The organism is Collinsella aerofaciens (genome assembly GCF_015670795.1).
In the GTDB taxonomy this organism is placed as follows: Bacteria; Actinomycetota; Coriobacteriia; order Coriobacteriales; family Coriobacteriaceae; genus Collinsella; species Collinsella aerofaciens_Q.
On sequence record NZ_JADPCJ010000002.1, the window covers coordinates 24,540 to 44,175 of the forward strand.

Consider the following 19,636-nt stretch of genomic DNA (forward strand, 5'->3'; position numbering starts at 1 on the left):
GCTCGCCTTTTGCTTCGTGTTTTGCACGCGACCACCTAACCCATGACTGACATGGTGAGCAGAACCGCGGCGATGCAGTACGCCACACACGAGATCATGACGGCAATGACGTTCATGGCGGTACCCGACGTATTGAGGTCGTGCTCGTCACGCCAGAACAACACCATCAGGTAAATCACGGCGCTCATGTTGCCGATCAGGCAGACGATGGCCGCGATGTTAAAGCAGCCGGTAAAGAGCTGCTCTTCAAACATGGGCGCGTCGAGGAATGCGGCGGTGCGCACCAGCTGGGCGCATAGGTAGGTCACGAGCGACAGAATCAGGCCCATGCCCGTGCTCTGGAAGAAAAATCCCAGATACGGCTTGGGCTCATCGTCATGGCCGTCGTATTCCAAGAAGTAGTTCTTGACAAACGACACCATACGCGAGGCAGCCAGCAGCACGAGCGGCATGGCGCACATGGGGAACACCACCAGATGCGCCGAGCCCAGCGCCGTCCCAAGCACCGTTGCCATGATGCACGAGGCAATGCCCCACACGACAACCCAGTACTGGCGATGCACAAACCAGCTGAGCACATTCGTCGAATCGTCGGACGCGCTATCGCCCGAGCCAACGCCTGCGATCTGCAGGTCCTCCTGGTGCTCCTCGGCGATAACATCCATGGCGTCGTCAAAGGTCACGATACCCAAGATATGACGGTTCTCGTCGCAGACAGGGATGGCAACCAGGTCGTACTTGGTCATCTCGTCCGTCACGTCTTCCTGGTCCTCGTCGGGCGACACGTAGACCAGATCGCGATAGGCGAGCTGGCCCAGCGTGGCGTCGCGGTCGGCCACGATCAGCGTACGCAGCGAGAGCACGCCGGTGAGCATGCCGCTCGGATCCTCGGTATAGACGTAGTAGACGCTCTCAAAGTCCTCGTCGAGTTTGCGAATCGCCTCGATGGCATCACCGACTGTCGCCGTGGCGGGCAGCGAGACAAACTCCGAGGTCATGATACGGCCGGCGGTGTTGTCCTCATAGCCCAGCAGATTACGAATCGCCTTCTCCTCCTTGACGCCCATCAGGCGCAGAAGCTTCTCGGCCTTCTCGTAATCGAGCTCGTCGATTAGGTCAGCGGCGTCGTCCGGGTCCATCATGGCCAGCATCGACGATGCATCGGTGTCGGACAGGCCCTCGAGCATCTCGGTCATAAGTTCGTCGTCATCGAACTCCGAGATGGCCTCGGCGGCCTGGGCAGTATCGAGCTGCGCGAACACCTGTGCACGCAGGCGCGGGTCGAGCTGCTCGATAATGTCGGCAATATCAGCAGGATGCAGCTCGCCAAGCGTCTTGTGCGACACCGACAGCTGAATGTTCTTAGTCGAACGGTCGAGCAGGTCCATGTAGGACCAGGCGATAATGTCCTCGCTGAGCGGCTTGCCCAGGTGCTTCATAAAGCCCTCGACGACGTGCTCGAGTGTGGGGCTGATTGCACGCAGCAGACCGCGGGCGCCGACCTCGGCACCCAGCAGGCGCAGCTGATTTTCACCCGACATGGAAAACTTGATGTCGTTGACGCGCACGACCTTCATGCCCTGCGTGTCGACAATCTGCTTGTTGAGCACGTCGCGGGCAAGCAAGAGTTCGGTCGGCTGCAAGTACGAAAAACGAATTTCGGTGGCCGACGTCTTAAGGTGTACACCCGTCTCGTCGATACGGTCGACCCATTTGCGCCAACTGATCATAAACGGCGTCTTGCCGGGACCGCGGAACGCGAGCGACGTCACGTGCGGAAAAACTTCGCCGGTTGCAATGCCAAAATCGTTAACCACGCCGAGCTTTTCGCCGTCGACGTCCAAGACTGGCAATTTGAGCATCTCACTCAGATAATTCAATGGTGCTCCCCATCATTATTCCTACGGACCGCGCGACCATGCCGGCACGCAATCCGTGGACTTTTTGATATGTATACGCATGCGCGGGCGGCACACCGCTCGGCGCTCACACCCCGTGCACGCGCAGAAAGCACCTGCATGGGGTCATCGACTGTATGGTCGAGGTTTGGATTTCACCTGTAACCTTTCTCTTGACCCTCATTAACCGCAGTAACTATAGCATCAGCATCGCGCTGCGGCACCGAATTTATGCCCTGCACATTGCAGGCATACCAAACGCTGACGTATCCGTGACATAGAGCCGGATGAGCACGGTGGGACAAAGCGATTAAAACCGTCCTAAACAACCAGTCGTTTAAGCATGTCCCCAATGGCTACTCTGTGGTGTCGTCGTCCTCGGGGAGTTGGGGGAACACGGCGTTTTTGGGCATGGAAACCTTGGTGAGCGAGGTGAGCTTTTTGCTCAACGCCGTGTCCGTCTTGACCAGGTCGCTGAGCGTCACGATCTTGTAGCCGTCGGCGACAAGGCCATCGATAATCTGCGGCAGCGCCTCGAGCGTCTGCTCGGCGCACTCATCGCTATCGGTGAGCAGCACAATATTGCCCGGCGTCATCGAGTCGAGCACGGTCGATACTTGCTCGTCGGCGCCGTTGAGCAGCCAGTCGCCCGAATCGATATTCCACGAAACCACGGCGGACACCAGGTCCATCGAGTCGATCCAGTTTTGCTCGTCAAACGCGGCGTAGGGGGCACGAAGCAACATCGTCTCGACGCCGGTCGCCGACTTAATCGCCTCGGTACCCTTCGTGATCTGCTTGCGCACCGTCTCGCGATCCTCGCCCTTGAGCGAATCATCGCTGTAGCTGTTGGAGCCGACCTCGCACCCGGCATCGACAATCGCTTTGGCAGTAGCGGGCGAGGCCTCGGCCGCATCGCCCGAAAGGAGGAACGTCGCCGTGACGCCCTTTTCCTTGAGCACCTGCAAGATCTGCTTGGTCGCGCCGCTCGGACCCTCGTCAAATGTCAGGGCCACGTACTTTTCGTTGCCCTTGGGCGCTACGCTTGCGCACTCGACTACGCAGTCGGTGGCGGGCACGACCTCGCCGCGGTCCTGCGTCTTGCCCGACTGCTCGCCGACCCATACCTCGGAGCGGCCCTGAACGCCCCAGGTTTTGACATACTCAATGGCACCCGTGCCCTCGACCTTAAGCTTTGGCTCGATAGTCGTGGCCTGGACCTCGTGCTTTTCGTACACGTTGCGGCCGTCCTTGACCGTCACCTTCTCGCCGCCCGTAAGCTCGCGACTATCCCACTTGCCTTGCTTCACGCGCTTGCCGTCGACCTTCACCGACAGCTTTTCACCGCCATGGCGCTTGAGCACGCTGTCGTCGACGGCCAGCAGATCGCCGGCGTCGTATGTTTCGGCCAGGCTTTGATCGTCGATAAGATTCTGCAACGTAGAGCCCACGCGCACCGCGGTCTTTTGCCCGTTGAGTTCCACGTCCACGCTGCGGTTGACGTAGCCCACGACGGCAGCGATAAACAGTACGAGCGCGCAACCCACGGCGATGAGCGCATAGGGCAGGCGGGACGGTCGGCGCGGCGAGCGCCCGTTGCCGATGCGCGCGCTGAGATCGCTAAACCCACGGCTATGGTTGAGGTACATCGCGCCGGGCTTACGGCGACGTCGACGCTGACCGCTGGGCAGCTGCCCCAGGTCGCGGCGCGCCGTCGGACGCGCACCCGAGCGCCTGTTTAAGTTAGATCCGTTTTGGCGCATGTGCCCTCCCCCATAAACACAGCGAGCCGGAGCAACATGTCTCCGGCTCGCCTCCCATCATTTGGTACGTCGCTATTTGCTAGCTTTTGACGAGCCCCCGCTCGCCTTTTGATATTCGTCCTTAAAGGCCTTGAACATACCGCGCGTCTTGCCGAGCTGCTTGCCCAGTGCGCGGCTGCCCTTGTCCACGGCGACCGACCCCTTGTCATCGAGCACCTTGGCGCCCTTCTTGACCTTATCGCCCACCACGACACTGGCCTCGGCAGCCTTAGCGGCCGCGCCGCCCGAATACCCAAGCGTCTTGACCTCGTCCGAGACAATCATCGCGCCGTTCTCGTAGCCGCGCAGCATCGTCGGCGGCACCTGCGTGTCGCCCACCAACATGCTCGATGCGGCGCTGGCGGTCACATAGAACGTCTGCACAATGCCCGAACGCGGCTTGAACTCAACGTCCGAGCAGTAGCCCACGACATCGCCCGATTCCGTGCGCACGTCCATGCCAACCCAGATGATGCAATCGTCTAGGTTGATATCGAGGCGCTTGGCCGCGGCGGCATCGTAGGTGCCCTTGACGTCGTCGACCGCGACAGCACCCTCGTAGACGCCGATGGCATCGAGCGCCACAAATCGGTCGGGGCGCTCGATCATACCCGCGATATCGGACTGGCGGACCATAAAGCCCACCACGCGCGTGCCGCCCGGGGTAAAGACGGGAAAGTGAATCTTGCCGAGCTTTTTAGGGCTGCGCGGCGTGCCGTCCTTTTTGGTGCGCTTGTCTTCGGCAGGCTTACGATAAACCTTGACGCCGACAAAATCCCCTGCGCGCATTATGCCTCGGTCGAGGACTCCGTGGCCTCGGTGCCGGCCTCGGTGACGTTCTCGACCACGACGTCGGCAGCGGGCGTCACGTTGCCACCCGAGATGGCGTCGTTGAGTTGCTCGCGAAGCTGGTCCATGCGCTCGCGGGCCAGGTCGACCTTGGCACGCAGGTCATCGGTCTTGGCGTCGACCATCGGACCAAAGTCGTTGACCGCGGCACGAGCCTCCTCGGCACTGTGCTCGTAGGTGTCACGCATGTTGTCCCAGGCGTCGTTGGCGATATCGGCGGCCATGGCGCGGGTCTCGGCACCCGAGCGCGGGGCCAGAGCAACGCCGATGATAGCGCCGGCGGCAGCACCAAAGAGCGCACCGGAAACAAAGCTGAAAGTCTTTCCCATGATCATTCCTCTCCTGCGGGCACCTCGATGCCCACCGTTTGAATGCTGTCCATTATACCCGCAGCGCAACACTTGCCGTCGCGCTCATCTGCGTACGGTAAAAGCGCAGGTACATGATGGTGATAAGCGAGTGAGTCTACTCCTGCGGCATAGCAGGCATGGCGACCGTGGCGGCCGGATTCTCGCCGGCGCCATCGACGAGCGGCAGGTTGCCCTCGTGCGCCGAGCCGGACGGGGCCGTTGCCGCACCGCCAAAGACGGCCGCGGGGGCCTCGTGGTTCTCGGCGACCGCACCCTCGGTATCGATTGGCATCTGCGGCTCGTCGTCAAAGCTCGGGACGCCTTGGGGCTCCGCAGGCTCGGGCTCAGCAGGCGCCTCGGCAACAGGTTCAGTGTCGGCATCGGCAGGAGCGTCGCCCTCGGGCGCATCCTCGGCCACGTCCTCGCCGTTCGCAGCGGCAACGGCCTCGTGCGGGTCCTTGCCCTCGGCCTCGGCACGCATGCCCAGCACCAGGTTGCGCAGGCCCGCGACCGTGCCTTCCACGTCGGGGGCCGGCTGATCGGCATGCAGGTACGCCCAGTCCATCATAAAGGTCGCCGACGACAGCGCGCCGATGGCCAACGCATCGTCGGGACACGAAAGCTCGACCTCAAAGACACGCTCGTCATGCTCGCTCACGCGGGTGCGACCGCACGAGATGCTGCCGGCAAGACCGGTCTCGTTCATGAGCTCGACCGTCACGTGCTCCAGCAGGTGGCAAAGCTCGGTCTGACCCATGCAGTCCTGGAACTCGCGACCCGAATCGCCCAGGCACAGATGCTTGGCAATCGCGGGCACCAGGTAGTACACGCGCGCCGTGGCCTCGATATCCTCCGAGGTCATGAGCGGCATGCCGGGGTTCACCAGCACGTGCGCGCAAATCTTGTCCTCGCTGACGGTGACCTTAAGGATGTTGAACAGGCCTGCCATAACTCTCCCCTACTCTTCCTTGCCCTACTCGTCGCCATCGTGCGGATCCACAGAGCCCGCACCCGACGCCGCCGGCTTCTCTGCCGAGGACTCGGAATCCTTCTTATCGGTTTCAGCCGGAGCGATCACGCGAATGAGCGAGATGCGCTGGCCACGCATCGACTGTACCTTGAACTTGTACCCTGCGACCTCAAACACCTCTCCGATGTCGGGCACCGAGTCGCAAAGCTCCAAAATCCAGCCGGCGATGGTCTCATAATCATCGCTTTCCTCGAGCGGCCAACCAAGCTCAATCGCGTCATCGCACGAAAAACGCCCATCGACGAGCCACTCGCGGCGCGAAAGGCGCGTGAGGTACTTGTTGTCGGGGTCGAACTCGTCCTCGATTTCGCCGACGATCTCCTCGACGATATCTTCGATGGTGATGATGCCGGCCGTGCCGCCGTACTCGTCCACGACCACCACGATTTGGTCGTGCGAGGTCTGCATCTCGGACAGCAGCGGCAGGATGTCCTTGGTATCGGGCACAAAAGTGGCGTCGCGCAGATAATCGGCGATGGGCTGGTCGCCTTTGCCGTCGAGCGCGGGCTGGATCAGGTCCTTGATGTGCGCGATTCCCGCGACGTTGTCGGGGTCCTCGTGATAGACGGGGATGCGGCTGAAGCCGGTCTGGCGCATGGTGGACAGCACGTCGGCGACCGTCTCGTCGTCCTCGCACATGGTGGTGTCCACGCGCGGCACCATGACCTCGCGAGCCACGGTGTCACCCAGGTCGAAGATCTCGTGGATCATGCGCTTTTCCTCATCGAGCAGGTCGTCCTGCTCCGAGACCATGTACTTGATCTCTTCCTCCGAGACGTTCTGGCGATCATCGGCGCTCTTGATGCGCAGGATGCGGGCCAGGCCATCGGAGCAAGCGCCGGTCAGCCACACGAGCGGACGGGCGATCTTTTGGAACACGGAGAGCGGTCCCACGACCTGCTTGGATACGCCCTCGGCGTTAGCGAGGCCGATGCGCTTGGGCACGAGCTCGCCGATCACGATGGACACAAAGGCGACGGCGACGGTGATGATGACCGGCGCCAGGCCGCGCGCGATGGCGGAAAGCGGCGCGATGCCAAAGCTCATGAGCCACGTGGCAAGCGGGTCGGACAGGCTCGTCGAGGCGACGGCGGACGAGGCGAAGCCCACGAGCGTGATGGCGACCTGGATGGTGGCCAACAGCTGATCGGAGTCGGCGGCGAGCTGGACGGCGCGCTCGGCGCGCTTATCGCCCTCCTCGGCATCGTGCTCCAGCACGGCGCGCTTAGCCGTGGTGAGAGCCATCTCGGACATGGAGAAGTAGCCGTTGATAAGCGTCAGGACGAGCGTGGTAATAAGGGAGATGGTTATGTCCATCGGGAGTTTCTCGAACCTCCAAGATTCGGGACGTTAAGGTAAAACGTTGATGGCGGATACGGCAATTGCGCCGGTCGCCCGCGCGAGCGGGGCCGTGGGCGCGGTCGCTAGATTACGAAGAGGATCACCGCCATGAACTGGAAGATGCTGCCAGCGAGCACCCACAAGTGGAAAACACTGTGCAGATAGCGCACGTTTTTGGCGATATAGAACGGCACGCCCACGGTATAGCACACGCCGCCGACGGCGAGCAGGGCAAGCGCGACGGGGTTGAGCAGCGCCACGAGCTCGGGCAGCTTAAAGACGACGAGCCAGCCCATCAGCAGGTAGACCAGGCCGCTTACCCAGTGCGGTTGACGCTCGCGTAGGAAGCACTCGAGCGCAATGCCGATGACGGCGATGGCCCATACGGCAAAGAACAGCGCAGGGCCGCCGTCGTTTGCAAGCGTGATGAGGCAAAACGGCGTATAGCTGCCGGCTATGAGCAGGTAGATGCAGCTGTGGTCGATGATGCGAAACACGCGCTTGGCGCCCGCGGGCTGAATCGCATGGTAGAGCGTGGAGGCAAGGTATTCGAGAATAATGCTGACACCATAGACAATCGCCGCGGCCATGTGGGCCGGGCCTCCGCCGCGCAGGGCAGCGAATACGATCAGAAGTACCAAGCCAGCGATACCCAGCAGGCAGCCGACGCCATGGGTGACGGAGTTCATGATCTCCTCGCCCACCGTGTAGTGTGGAACGGCCGCGGTCTTGGGTCGCGGCTTAGAACTGTCGCTCGAATCGGACATGCCGGTTACATCCTCCAACGTAAAGAGTTCTCAACACTATATCAAAGCGTCTGGGTACGTGCGAAATTTGCACCATACGTGACCCTTTGTTTACCCATTCTTTGCCTGTTGACGCATCAACGGCGAACGTCCATAATGCGCTTGCATTAAATGTTGATGTATTAACATCTTATAGGAGAATACCGCATGGCTCAAAACGCACGTTCCCATCGAAAGCTCAAGATAGCCGGCATCGTTGCGCTGGTGGTTGTCGTTGCGCTGCTCGGATTTGCCGGCAACTTTTTGTTTGACTTTGCCCTGAACCCCCAAGCGCCGTACACCATGAAGATGATGCAGGATAGCAAGAACGACAAAGAAGGTGAGCAGCCGGATGCCGAGGACACCGAGGCGCGGGCGTGGTTTAAAGAGAATCGCGAGAGCAGCAGCCTCACCGCAGATGACGGAACCGAGCTTGCCGCTTGGTATTTTGCTGCTTCGGAGAGCACGCACGACTACGCCGTCTGCCTGCATGGATATACCAACGAGCCCATCGGTATGGCCCGATACGCCAAACGATTCCATGACCGCGGCATGAACGTACTCGCACCCGCCGCCCGCGCCCACGAGCGCTCCGGCGGCGACTATATCGGCATGGGCTGGCCCGAGCGCCTCGACATCGTCACATGGATCGAGCGAATCGTTCAGGCTGACCCCGAGGCGCGCATCCTGGTCTTTGGCGAGTCGATGGGCGCGGCAACCGCCATGAACGTCGCGGGGGAATCTCTGCCTGCAAACGTGAAATGCATTATCGAGGACTGCGGCTATACGAGTGTTTGGGACGAATTTTCTCTGCAGCTCAAGGACGTGTTCGGCCTGCCCAGCTTTCCCTTGCTCGATGTAGCAAACTTGGTGTGCAACGTGCGCGCGGGCTACGACTTTCATAAGGCGAGCAGTGTGGAGCAACTCAAACACGCGACGATTCCCATGCTGTTTATCCACGGCGACCAGGACACCTTTGTGCCGTACGACATGCTCGACCAAAACTACGACGCGTGCGCCAGCAAGGTCAAGCAAAAGCTCACCATCCATGGCGCCACCCACGCCAAGAGTGCGCAAGTTGACCCCGAGCTCTACTGGAACACAGTCGACAACTTCCTCGACGAGTATTTTTAGGGAAAAAGCGGCGTCTGGGAATTTATCTAACCCCCTATTTTCGGAAGTATGCGGCAAAATCCGGAACTGCCGACCAGACCGCAGTTTTACCAACAATTTATCAGGTGTTTTGTTGCCAAAAAATGTCGTGTGCTCGGCGATCTCGAAATTTGCCGCATACTTCCGAAAAGCCGCCCGTGGACACTGTGCTCACGGGCGGCTTTTGCTAACGTTGCGCCACAAAAGCGCTTGATATGTCCAATAGACAGGTGCTACTTGACCTCAATGAGCTCGTACTCGCTCGTGCCCAGGCCGATCTTCTCGGCATGCGCGATGCACGCGCGCCAGTCGGTATCGGGATGCGTGATGCAGAAGGGATCCTTGGCCTGCTCGCCCTCCAGATGCTCGTGATTGTGCTCCATCTTGGCCGCGCTATCGGTGAGCTCGGTGTTGGGCAGCGGCTCGGATGCCATGACGGCATCGGCGCAGGCCTGGTCGATGGCGACCGGGTCGAAGCTCGCGAACATGCCGATATCGTTGACGATGGGCGTGTCGTTTTCGGGATGGCAATCGCAGTTGGGGCTGATATCCATGGCAAGCGAAATATGGAAGCTCGGGCGTCCGTCGACAACGGCCTTCGTATACTCGGCGATCTTGTAGTTGAGCACGTCGGCCGCGGCGTCATAGCCGGGCTTGATGGCGTCCTGGTTGCACACGCCGATGCAGCGGCCGCAGCCCACGCAGCGATCGTGGTCGATAGCGGCGACGTGAACCGTGCGGGTGTTGCCGTTGGCAAGCTCGCGCTCGCGGGTGTCGTCGAACGAGATAGCGTCGTGAGCGCAGATCTTTTCGCAGGCACGGCAGCCAACGCAGTGCTCGGTCGCGACGTTCGGCTTGCCGGCGGCATGCTGCTCCATCTTGCCGGCACGGCTGCCGCCTCCCATGCCCAGGTTCTTCATGGCACCGCCAAAGCCGGCCTGCTCATGGCCCTTAAAGTGGGTGAGGCTGATCACGATATCGGCATCCATGAGTGCCTGGCCGATCTTGGCCTCGCGCACGTACTCGCCGCCCTCGACCGGGACGAGCGCCTCGTCGGTGCCCTTGAGGCCGTCGGCGATGATGATCTGGCAACCCGTGGCATACGGGGTAAAGCCGTTCTGATAAGCGGTATCGATGTGCTCGAGCGCGTTTTTGCGGCTACCGACGTAGAGCGTATTGCAGTCGGTGAGGAAGGGCTTGCCGCCCAGCTCCTTCACGACATCCGCGACGGCGCGAGCGTAGTTGGGGCGCAAAAAGCTCAGATTGCCCAGCTCGCCAAAGTGAATCTTAATGGCGACGAACTTGTTCTCAAAGTCGATCTGCTCAATACCGGCGTGACGGATGAGGCGCTTGAGCTTGTCGAGCTGGCTCTCGCGAGCATGCGTGCGCAGGTTGGTAAAGTACACCTTAGCGGGTGCTGCGGGTGCAGTTGCGGTCATAGATCTATCCCCTCGGTCTATATGGCGTTACAGACATAGAGGATGGTACCAGTTAAAGCAGAGTTAAAGTCAAGTACGGCACCTAGTCATTGGGGACAGACTTAAATGACTACTCCTGCACCTTCAGCGCCTCGGCCAGGCTGACGCGCTTGATAGAGCGCGTGTGTAGCAGCGCCACGACCAGGTAGGTCGCAAAGCCAATGCCCACGCACGCCGCCATGGACCAAGCGGGCACGTAGATCTCGATATTGCCGTTGTAGGCAAGCAGCATCGAGCGGAAGATGGCCGTGAGCGAGCCAATAATGACCGGCAGGCTCAGCACGAGCGACGCCGCCACGCACAGCGTGATCGACCGAATGTACAGATGCGAGATCTCGCTATCGCGATAGCCAAAGACCTTCATGTAGCTAATCGACCGGGCGCTATGGTCGATCACAGCCTTGGTCAGCAGGTACATAAACAGCAGGAAGATAAACACCGCGAGCCCAACCATCATGCCGATCATTTTGCTCATCATGCCGATGAACTGGTCACCCACGGCGCGCATGTCGTCGGGCGTGGTGTCGCCGGCAAAGTAGCGCGCATCGAGGTCGAGCTTCTCATCGCTCACATAGCCGTTAAAGTAGGCCGCATCGTTGTCGAACAGCTCGTTAAAGTCATCGATACTCATATAGATATTCATGTCCGACTTTGAGCCCCAGGTACAATCCTTGCCTGCATACTCAAGGGAATAATACTCGCCCTCGTACTTGTCGCTGAGCGTGACCTTCTGACTCTCGCTCCAGCCAAACTTATCGAGCAGACCGCCGCCAAAGACGACGCGGCCGTCGCCGACGTTGAGGTCTTTCCAATAGCGCGAATCGGATGAAATGCCGTAAACGGAAATCGTCTCCTGTCCATTACCATCGCCGCGGTCGTATTGCAGCTGGTAAACGGCATATTTCTCGGCCTGCGCGATTGCGCCCGCGCCGTTGTCGGTCGTATTGACCGGGTGGATATCGTCGTTGTCAGTGTCAATCTTAGAGGCCTTATCGATCAGGTCGATAGCCTCGTCGCGGCTGCAGCCGAGGGCATCGGCAAGGTCATCGAGGCGCGCATAAAGCGCATCCTTCTTGTCCTGAACCTTGGCGAGCGCATCCTGCGCTGCGGTCAGGCTCTCGGCAGACGGAGATGCGGTCGCGGCATCGGTCGCCGCCTGCGCCGCATCGAATGCGTCATCGAGCTCGTCATCGGCATCCTGGGCGGCGGAAAGCAGCGCGCCGTCAAACGACTGCAAGCGCTCGAGTGCCGACCACTGCTCGCGCTCCTCGGCAGTGCCCTCGAGCTCCAGCGGAGCCTTGAGCGTGTACTGGTGCTCGGCGACCAGGCTCGTCTCGAGGTTGTCCGCGTAGTGCGTCATCGTGGGCAGAATCGCCAGGCCAAAGAGCAGCAGCAGCGAGGCAAACGCAATGCCCACGAAGAGCGTGGCGAAGTTGCCTAGGTTGCGCAGGAAGATACGCAGGCGGAAGCGCGAGACAAAACCCATGCGCTCCGGCAACTGCAAGCCGCGCTTGGTGCCCGATTTGCCGCTCGCCTCGTGACGAAGGAACTGCAACGGCGTCTTGCCCATTTTGCGAAGCAGGCCCACCAGCGTGATGAGGATGAGCGCGGCGGCGGGAACCACGGCGCACTTCACAAAGATCCCCCAGCTCCAGTACACCTGGAAGGGCGGCAGGCTGTACGAACCGTAATAGAGGCTGCGCATGGGCTCGGTAAAGAACACAACGCCGAGCGCGGTGCCCAAAAGCGCCGCGGCCACACCCACGATGGCGGGAAGTGCCAGGTAGTGAAGCACAATCTCGCGACGACGATAGCCGCTGGCGAGCAGCGTGCCGATGATGGCGCTCTCCTCCTCGATGGTGGCGTCGGTAAGGACCACAAAGACGAACGCCATGATCACGATGATAATGTCGAGCAGCGTCATCCACATCATGGAGTCGCCGTCCACGTCGTCGCGCGCATAGCCAATGCCCTGGTTGGAATCGGTGTCGATGAGGTCATCCACGCGTGCATCGGCATCGGTCAGCGCCTCGACCATATCCTGTTCGGCATCGATGCGATCCGCGGTGGAGAGATCGCGATCGGTAAAGGTAAAGGAGTAGGTGTAGGCAGGCGCGCCGCCGGCATCCTCGAGCGCGGCAAAGCCGGCATCGGTGACCTCGGCCACGCCGTACGTGATGGTGTTCACCGTAAAGTCCGAATTGTTGAGGAACAGCGCCTGGCTATCGGGCTGGGTCATGATGCCGCAAATGGTGTAGGTGCGGCCCTCAAGCTCGACCTTATCGCCCACGGACAGGTTGTTATTGGTGGCAAAGACACGGTCGATGGCCACCTCGTCATCTGCCTTGGGCTGCTTGCCCTCACAGTAGGACGCGATATCGACCTTGGTGCGGTGCGTATAGGTGCGCAGCGTGCGCTTGGTGCCGTCGTCGCCGGCGGTCTTTTTGATGATGGCGTCGATGGAGAAATTCTTGTAGAGCGTGACGCCGCCGACGTCGCCGGCTGCATCTTCAGCAGCCTTGAGCTGCTCGTTGGTGGCCTCGAAGGAGGTGGTCACGCGGCCGTCCTCAATCGTGTACGCATCGCGCATGTCGTCGATAAGGCAACCGATGGAATGCGCCGCGAGCAAAAAGCCCGAGGTAAGAGCGATGCTTCCGCACATAAGCAAAAAGATGCCCAGGTACTTGCCGATATTGCGGCGCAGCTCGCGCGGGAGACGTTTTGCGAGAGGTGTCATGGCGCCGCCTACCAATCGAGCTCGGCGGCCGCGACGGGCGACTCGTTGAGCTCATCCTCGACGATGCGCCCGTCGCGCAGGCGCAGCACGCGATTGGCCATGCGCGCGATGGCGGCATTGTGGGTGACAATGATGATGGTGCAGCCGTAGGTGCGGTTGACATCCTCCATGAGCTGCAAGATTTCCTTGGACGTCTTATAGTCGAGCGCGCCCGTGGGCTCGTCGCACAGCAGCAGGCCCGGGTTTTTGACGAGTGCGCGGCCGATGGCACAGCGCTGCTGCTGGCCGCCCGAGACCTGGCGCGGGAACTTGTTGCGGTGCTCGTAAAGGCCCAGCGAGCGCAGCAGGTCGTCGACATTGAGCGGGTTTTTGGACAGGTGCGCCGTGACCTCGATGTTTTCCTTGATGGTGAGGTCGGGCACCAGGTTGTAGAACTGAAAGACAAAACCAAGCTCGCGGCGTCGGTACTCGCCCAGGTCTCCGGCCTTGAGTGTGGTAAGGTCGCAGCCGTCCACCAAAATAGAGCCGGCGTCGGCATCCTCCAGGCCACCGATCAGGTTGAGGAATGTCGATTTGCCCGAGCCAGAGGGCCCCAGCATGACGCAGATCTCGCCGCGGTTGATGGACGTGTCGATGCCATCGAGCACCGTCAGGCGTGCATCTCCATCGCCGTAGTGCTTTTTGAGATCCTTAACCTGGACGTAGACTCTCTGCGTTGCCATGGTATCCCCCATTGTTAACCTCGTACTACTTTATGAACGTAATAGTAAACCTTGGCGAACTATTTTTGGGCGAGAGTGGGGATTTGTTTCAGACTAGTCATTGGGGACGCTCTTAAATGACTAGGTGGCTAGGCGCGGGATTTGGCGCGTGCGAGGGCGAGGCCCACGGCGGCGATGGCCATGGCAAAGAGCGCCGTGACGCCTAGGTCGCAGGCGATGTCGCCCAGCACGGCAGACGTCAAATCCGAGGCAAGCGCCTTGCTGATCGCGTCGTTCACCCAATATGTCGGCACAAAGTGCGCCACCGTCTGCACGGCCGAGCCCATCAGCGACAGCGGCATCCAGGCACCGCCCAAAAACGTCATGAGCATGCCGAGTAAGTTGCCCACGCCGTTGAGCAGCTCCTCGCGCGCGCCCAAGCTCGAAAGGGCAAAGCCAACGGCCAGAGGCGTGCACGCCAGGGCAAACGTCACCGCCAGCGCCAGACACACACGACCCGCGCCGACCTCGGCAACCGCGCCGGCAAAGCCCACGACGCCCATCATGCTCGACACGAGCCAAATGCAGACGGTGAGCACGGCGGCGGCCGCAAACACGGCAAGCGAACGCTGACGCTCGGAGACCGGGCTGGCATCCATGCGGCGCACGCGCTCGGGCTCGTTCATGCCCGAGAACACCAGCCCCACCGACACGATGACCGACGAGATAATCGCATACGCGCCAAAGTTGAAATACGACTCGAGCGTGGCAGCAGCAGCCGAGTCGACCTTGACCCGCTCGATCTGGACCTCCGCGCGCTTTGCAGCGGCATGCTCGGCGGCCTTGGCAACGTCGCCGTTAGAAGCAGCGGGCTCAAGCGCCGCCGCAGCGCCCGCGAGCGAGATCCAGCGCGAGGCCTCGGCAGACGACAGCGCCGCCGCCATGGTGCCGGCACCGTAGGTCACATCGAGCTTGGGCAGGGACTCCCCCACGCGGGCGGCTGCAACGAGGTCGTCCTCAAACCCCTCCGGGATAAAGAACACGCAGTCGGCGCTGCCCTTGGCGCTGTTGCTCTTGGAGAGCGCGTCCGCAAGGTCGTACGTGTCGTCGCCAACACCCGTGACCAGGTCAAAGCGCAACCCCAGATGCTTGGTAAGCGCACGCGAAAGATCGCTGTCGTCGCGGTCGACCACAATCACATTGGCGTCGTAGGGCTTGTACTCGGTGAGCTGCGACGAGTTCCAGCTCACCGATGCCGCGATGAACACACCCATCAGCGATATGAACACCGTATAGATGAGCAGGTAGAACGGATGCGCGAGCGCCATGCGCAGCGCAGTCTTAAAGGTGCTCATAGCGGCTCCTTCCAAAAATCAGCGTGGCGGCGGCAACAAACACCAGCGTCATGAGGACCAGCGCGCCCGCACGGATGACAAAGGGACCCAGGTCCTCAAAGAAATACAGGCGGTTGAACATGTCGCAGATGAGCTTGACGGGGTTGAGCCAGCACTCGGCCGGGCAGGCGCGGGCGACGTCGTCGGCAAGCGCCATCGCCGGCTCGCCGTAGAGGCCGGCGAACAGGGCACACGTGGTGGCAAAGCCCGTGAGGATGCCCGACTTGGACGCCTTGCCGCCCTTAACGGGAAACGTGCCCACAAAAAGGCCCAGGCCTGTGGCGGCAAGCGCGGAAGCGGCGCCGCCCACCAAACACAGCCCCTCGCGCCCGCCAAAGTCGACGCCCACGACTAGGCGCACGTAGCCGATCGCGATCACCATCGAAGCAAAGGAGACCAGCCACGAGCCGACAAAAATGCCGGCCAGCGACGCCGTCTTGGAAAGGCCGCCCACGCAGCGGCGCGCGCCAAGGCCCGACAGATTGGGCTGCAGGTCGACAACGCTCAAGGCGGCAAACTCGGCAGACATCATCGCGACCAGGCCAAAAAGCGCGTAATAGTAGATGACCGTGCCGTCGGGCGTGGTGCGCGTAAGGCTCACGCGACGGGTGCCGCCCTCGAGCGACAGGGCGCGCGCAACCGCCTCGGGGTCGGCGAGTGCCGCCGGGTTGTCCTGGGCAATCTGGGACATGAGCTCGGCATTTTGTGTATACGAGCTTGCCACCGTCTCCAGGATGCTGCGATCGGTGAGCACCGATGATGCGCGCGAGCTGTCGTAGCTCGATAGCAGTGTGAGCTTGGGTGCGCCCGCGTCGTCGACCGTATAGATGCCCGCGACCTCGCCGGCCTTAAGCACACGGTTCGCATCGGCTGCGTCGTCGCACTCGTGGATCTCGAGCAGCTGATTGTCGCTCTCCTTGGCAAGCGACGTCGCCACGTCCTTAAAGGTCGAGGCGTCCCAGGCCTCGTCCGCTATGACGGCAACCGGTACCTGGTCGACCGTGCCGTCAGAGCTCAGATTCGCAAACATAAACATGAACATCGTGGAAAGTGCGATGGGAAAGAGAGCGCCCCAGACCCACGTGCTCGGCCGGCGCAGCAGCGTCTTGACCGTAGTGATGATGGTGTTGAACATGACTGCCCCCTAGTCGCGCAGCTCGCGGCCGGTGATCTCGAGGAACACGTCGTTGAGGGTCGGCGGCTCGCTCCACACGCGGCCGAGCGCCACATCGGCGGCGCGCAGCGTGTCGAGGATGTCGACCAAATTGTGCGGGCTCGCTTCGCAGGTGCAGACGAGCTCGCCGCCGGACAGCTCAACCGAAAGCACGTGCTCGAGGGCGCGCAGCCGCTCGACCGTGGCGGTCTCGACGGCGCCGACCTCGACAGTCACGCGCTCGCCCATTTGAATCATGCGTTTGAGCTCGTCATTGGTGCCCTGCGCCAGCACACGTCCGCCGTCCATGATCATGATGCGGCTGCAAATCTGCTCGACTTCCTCCATGTAATGGCTGGTATACACCACCGTGGCGCCCTCGTCGCGCAAGCGGCAGATGCCCTCCAGGATGGCGTTGCGGCTCTGCGGGTCGACCGCCACCGTGGGCTCGTCAAAGAAGATGAGCTCGGGCTTGTGCGCGATACCGCAGGCGATGTTGAGGCGACGCGCCAGGCCGCCCGAGAGCTTGCCGGGGCGAAACTTGGTAAAGTCGCCCAGCCCGACAAAGTCGATCGCCTCGTCCACCAGCGCGCGGCGGCGCTTGCGGTCGTTGACGTAAAGGCTGCAGAAATAGTCGATGTTCTCGCGCACCGTAAGCTCGTCAAACACCGCCACCTGCTGCGGCACCACACCGATGCGGCGCTTGAGGTCGTAGCGGGCGGGCGTCATGGGCTCGCCGAACAGCTCGATGGTGCCTTTGTCGTAGGCGAGCAGCTGCAGAATGCAGTTGATGGACGTGGTCTTGCCCGAGCCGTTGGGGCCCAGCAGGCCAAAGATCTCGCCGGGGGCGATGCTGAGGTTAAAGTGGTCAAGCGCGATAAGGTCGTCGTAGCGCTTGACGAGGTTTTCGACGTGGACGATGTCTGTCATGAGGCGGCCCTTCTGTTGATTGCGGCCCGGTACGATTGCATCATCGCAGGAGCGGACGGCGCGCACCAGTGAGCTTTGTCACGAGTGCGGGGGCTCGGTCGCGTGGCCCGCTGACGCGACCGCCCCACCGTGCGGGAGGAATGTCACGGTTGCGCTAGGCGGCCCCTCCACCACGCGCAGCTTCGCGTACAATACCCGTATGAACAGGCTTTTCGACAAATCGATCGTGCTGGCGTGCTGTATTGCGGCCGCCATGGGTCTTGCCGTGGACGCTCGTCTGGTTGTGGCGTTTTGCCTTGGCATTATTGCCACCTCGCTGGCCGAGGTCGCACAGGGGAAACGCACCCGACGCGCAAGCGAGGCAGCGAGCTACGCCTGCATCATCGCGGCTGTCTTCGTGCCGCCGTTTGTGCCGTTTGCGCCTCTCGCCCTCTATGACATCGCGCGACGCGTGCGCCGCGAGCACGCCTGGGTCGCGTTGGGCATTGGCTCCGTCTTTGCCTTTGCGCTCGTCGCGGACCTTCGCGCCGATGCGCTTACCGCACGAACGCTCCTGCTGACCGCCATCCTTTCGGTTGCCGCCACCTTGCTATCGCTACGCACCGCCCAGTTGGAGCGCGAGCAGCGGCGCATGCGCCGCACCCGCGACGAGCTGCAGGAACGAGCCCTCGCGCTCGAGGCGCGCAACCGCGATCTTGCCGATCGCCAGGACTACGAAGTCGAGCTCGCGACGCTCGCCGAACGCGCCCGCATCGCGCGCGAGATCCACGATAACGTCGGGCACCAGCTCACGCGCGCCTCACTGCAGGCCGAAGCCCTACGCGTGGTCCACGCCGACGAGCCTGGCGTCGCCGCCGATTTCGCCGACGTTAAACGCACGGTTGACGAGGCGCTCCAGCTTGTGCGCGCCAGCGTCCACGCGCTCAACGACAACGCCGTCGACCTTTCCGTGCAGCTCGAACGCATTGTCGAAGGCACACGCTCGGACGGCGGCCCGCAGATTGAGCTTGAAGTTATGGCCGAACATGCGCCCGCAAACGTCGCCAACTGCTTTGCAGCGGTCCTGCGCGAAGCGCTCTCCAATACCATACGCCACGCTTGCGCCCAGACCGTCACCGTACGGTGCATGGAGCATCCGTCGTTTTACCAGCTCATTGTTACCGACGATGGCGTGGGTGAGGTCCAAGCAAGCGGCCGCGGCACCGCGGAGGGCATGGGGCTCGCCTCCATGCGCGAGCGCATCGAGGCGCTTGGCGGCACCTTCACCGCCGGCCCGCGTGCCGGCGCCGGCGGCTGGCGTGTGTTTGCCACCGTTCCCAAACAGCAAGGAGATGAGGGCCGATGAGGCTCATCGTTGTCGACGACGACCGCTTGGTGGTCGATTCGCTCAAGATTATCTTGGGCGCCCAGCCGCAGATCGAAGTGGTGGGCACCGGTGCCAACGGCAACGATGCGGTGGCGCTCTACGCCGAGCACGCACCCGATATTGCGCTGCTCGACATCCAGATGCCGGGACGCGACGGCCTTTCGGCCGCGCGCGAGATCCTTGAGCACGACCCTGCGGCGCGCGTGGTGTTTCTGACGACGTTCTCGGATGACGAGTACATTGTGTCGGCGCTCAAGCTGGGCGCCCGCGGCTACCTGATCAAGACCGATGTCGCTGCCATTCCGCCGGCGTTGGCGCAGGTCATGGACGGCAAACGCGTGCTCGAGGGCAAGGCGATCGAAGATATCAACTTTGATGGGGCGGACGTCGAGGCCGGCGCGACCCGCCGGCCCGCCGCCTTTGCCGGCCTGACCGACCGCGAGTTCGAAGTCGCCGAGCTCATCGCCCGCGGCCTCGACAACAAGGAGATCGCTGCCACCGCCTATATGGGCGAAGGCACCGTGCGCAACCACATCAGCTCGATCCTAGCCAAAATGGGGCTACGCAACCGCACCCAAATCGCCATCGCCTATCTGCGAGGCTAGCCGCTGGCTGCCGCCAATTTGATGCCATTTCAAAACTATGCCGGTTTACTACGATGAACCGCATA

The 19,636-nt window shown here is 61.7% G+C and carries 16 protein-coding genes; 3 read left to right on the forward strand and 13 right to left on the reverse strand.

The genetic code is table 11. The features are described from left to right. Positions 1 to 35 precede the first annotated feature (35 nt). The 7 genes from I4W09_RS01220 to trhA all read right to left on the reverse strand — a co-directional run bounded on the left by I4W09_RS01220 (position 36) and on the right by trhA (position 8,037). The gene (locus I4W09_RS01220; protein WP_196031353.1) at positions 36 to 1,880 is read right to left on the reverse strand and encodes a magnesium transporter; all 1,845 of its coding nucleotides are present in this window, start codon (positions 1,878 to 1,880) and stop codon (positions 36 to 38) included. 374 nt (positions 1,881 to 2,254) lie between these two features. Beyond that, entirely contained in the window at positions 2,255 to 3,661 is a 1,407-nt protein-coding gene (locus I4W09_RS01225; protein ID WP_230318600.1) for a polysaccharide deacetylase family protein, read from the reverse strand. A gap of 72 nt (positions 3,662 to 3,733) precedes the next feature. Further along, positions 3,734 to 4,489 carry a PRC-barrel domain-containing protein gene (locus I4W09_RS01230; RefSeq protein WP_196031354.1) on the reverse strand — a complete coding sequence of 252 codons (756 nt, stop codon included), beginning with the start codon at positions 4,487 to 4,489 and terminating at the stop codon, positions 3,734 to 3,736. Beyond that, entirely contained in the window at positions 4,489 to 4,878 is a 390-nt protein-coding gene (locus tag I4W09_RS01235) for a YtxH domain-containing protein (protein WP_138113744.1), read from the reverse strand. Before I4W09_RS01235 ends, I4W09_RS01230 begins: the two co-directional genes overlap by 1 nt. Positions 4,879 to 5,014: 136 nt before the next feature. Further along, positions 5,015 to 5,848, reverse strand: a complete 834-nt coding sequence (locus tag I4W09_RS01240; RefSeq protein ID WP_230318601.1) for a cyanophycin synthetase family protein — start codon at positions 5,846 to 5,848, stop codon at positions 5,015 to 5,017. A gap of 24 nt (positions 5,849 to 5,872) precedes the next feature. Then, positions 5,873 to 7,246: a hemolysin family protein gene (locus I4W09_RS01245; protein WP_196031355.1), complete on the reverse strand. Its 1,374-nt coding sequence runs from the start codon at positions 7,244 to 7,246 to the stop codon at positions 5,873 to 5,875. A gap of 107 nt (positions 7,247 to 7,353) precedes the next feature. Then, positions 7,354 to 8,037, reverse strand: coding sequence for a PAQR family membrane homeostasis protein TrhA (gene trhA, locus I4W09_RS01250; protein WP_196031356.1), 684 nt, complete (start codon positions 8,035 to 8,037; stop codon positions 7,354 to 7,356). Positions 8,038 to 8,223: 186 nt separating this feature from the next. On the opposite strand from trhA, the gene I4W09_RS01255 reads away from it, so the two are divergent. Beyond that, entirely contained in the window at positions 8,224 to 9,189 is a 966-nt protein-coding gene (locus I4W09_RS01255) for an alpha/beta hydrolase (RefSeq protein WP_196031357.1), read from the forward strand. Positions 9,190 to 9,440: 251 nt separating this feature from the next. Here I4W09_RS01255 and I4W09_RS01260 read toward each other — a convergent pair whose 3' ends face one another. From I4W09_RS01260 to I4W09_RS01285, 6 genes are all read right to left on the reverse strand, one after another. Next, positions 9,441 to 10,646 (reverse strand): DUF362 domain-containing protein, encoded by a 1,206-nt coding sequence (locus I4W09_RS01260; RefSeq protein ID WP_196031358.1) that lies wholly within the window; start codon positions 10,644 to 10,646, stop codon positions 9,441 to 9,443. A gap of 109 nt (positions 10,647 to 10,755) precedes the next feature. Then, positions 10,756 to 13,422, reverse strand: a complete 2,667-nt coding sequence (locus I4W09_RS01265) for an ABC transporter permease (protein ID WP_196031359.1) — start codon at positions 13,420 to 13,422, stop codon at positions 10,756 to 10,758. A gap of 8 nt (positions 13,423 to 13,430) precedes the next feature. Beyond that, the gene (locus I4W09_RS01270) at positions 13,431 to 14,144 is read right to left on the reverse strand and encodes an ABC transporter ATP-binding protein (protein WP_230318602.1); all 714 of its coding nucleotides are present in this window, start codon (positions 14,142 to 14,144) and stop codon (positions 13,431 to 13,433) included. 128 nt (positions 14,145 to 14,272) lie between these two features. Further along, a complete protein-coding gene (locus I4W09_RS01275) occupies positions 14,273 to 15,478 on the reverse strand; it encodes an ABC transporter permease (RefSeq protein ID WP_196031361.1) in 1,206 nt (401 codons plus the stop codon). Then, complete coding sequence (locus tag I4W09_RS01280) at positions 15,465 to 16,652, reverse strand: ABC transporter permease (protein ID WP_196031362.1); 1,188 nt, start codon at positions 16,650 to 16,652, stop codon at positions 15,465 to 15,467. The genes I4W09_RS01275 and I4W09_RS01280 overlap by 14 nt, the downstream gene beginning before the upstream one ends. Before the next feature lie 9 nt (positions 16,653 to 16,661). After that, on the reverse strand, positions 16,662 to 17,600 hold the full coding sequence (locus I4W09_RS01285) for an ABC transporter ATP-binding protein (protein WP_152067463.1): 939 nt from the start codon (positions 17,598 to 17,600) through the stop codon (positions 16,662 to 16,664). A 199-nt stretch (positions 17,601 to 17,799) separates the two neighbouring features. Between I4W09_RS01285 and I4W09_RS01290 the strand changes: the two genes are divergently transcribed. Beyond that, positions 17,800 to 18,945, forward strand: coding sequence for a sensor histidine kinase (locus I4W09_RS01290; protein ID WP_161115233.1), 1,146 nt, complete (start codon positions 17,800 to 17,802; stop codon positions 18,943 to 18,945). Beyond that, entirely contained in the window at positions 18,942 to 19,571 is a 630-nt protein-coding gene (locus tag I4W09_RS01295) for a response regulator (RefSeq protein WP_148332880.1), read from the forward strand. Before I4W09_RS01290 ends, I4W09_RS01295 begins: the two co-directional genes overlap by 4 nt. The last annotated feature ends 65 nt before the right edge of the window (positions 19,572 to 19,636 follow it).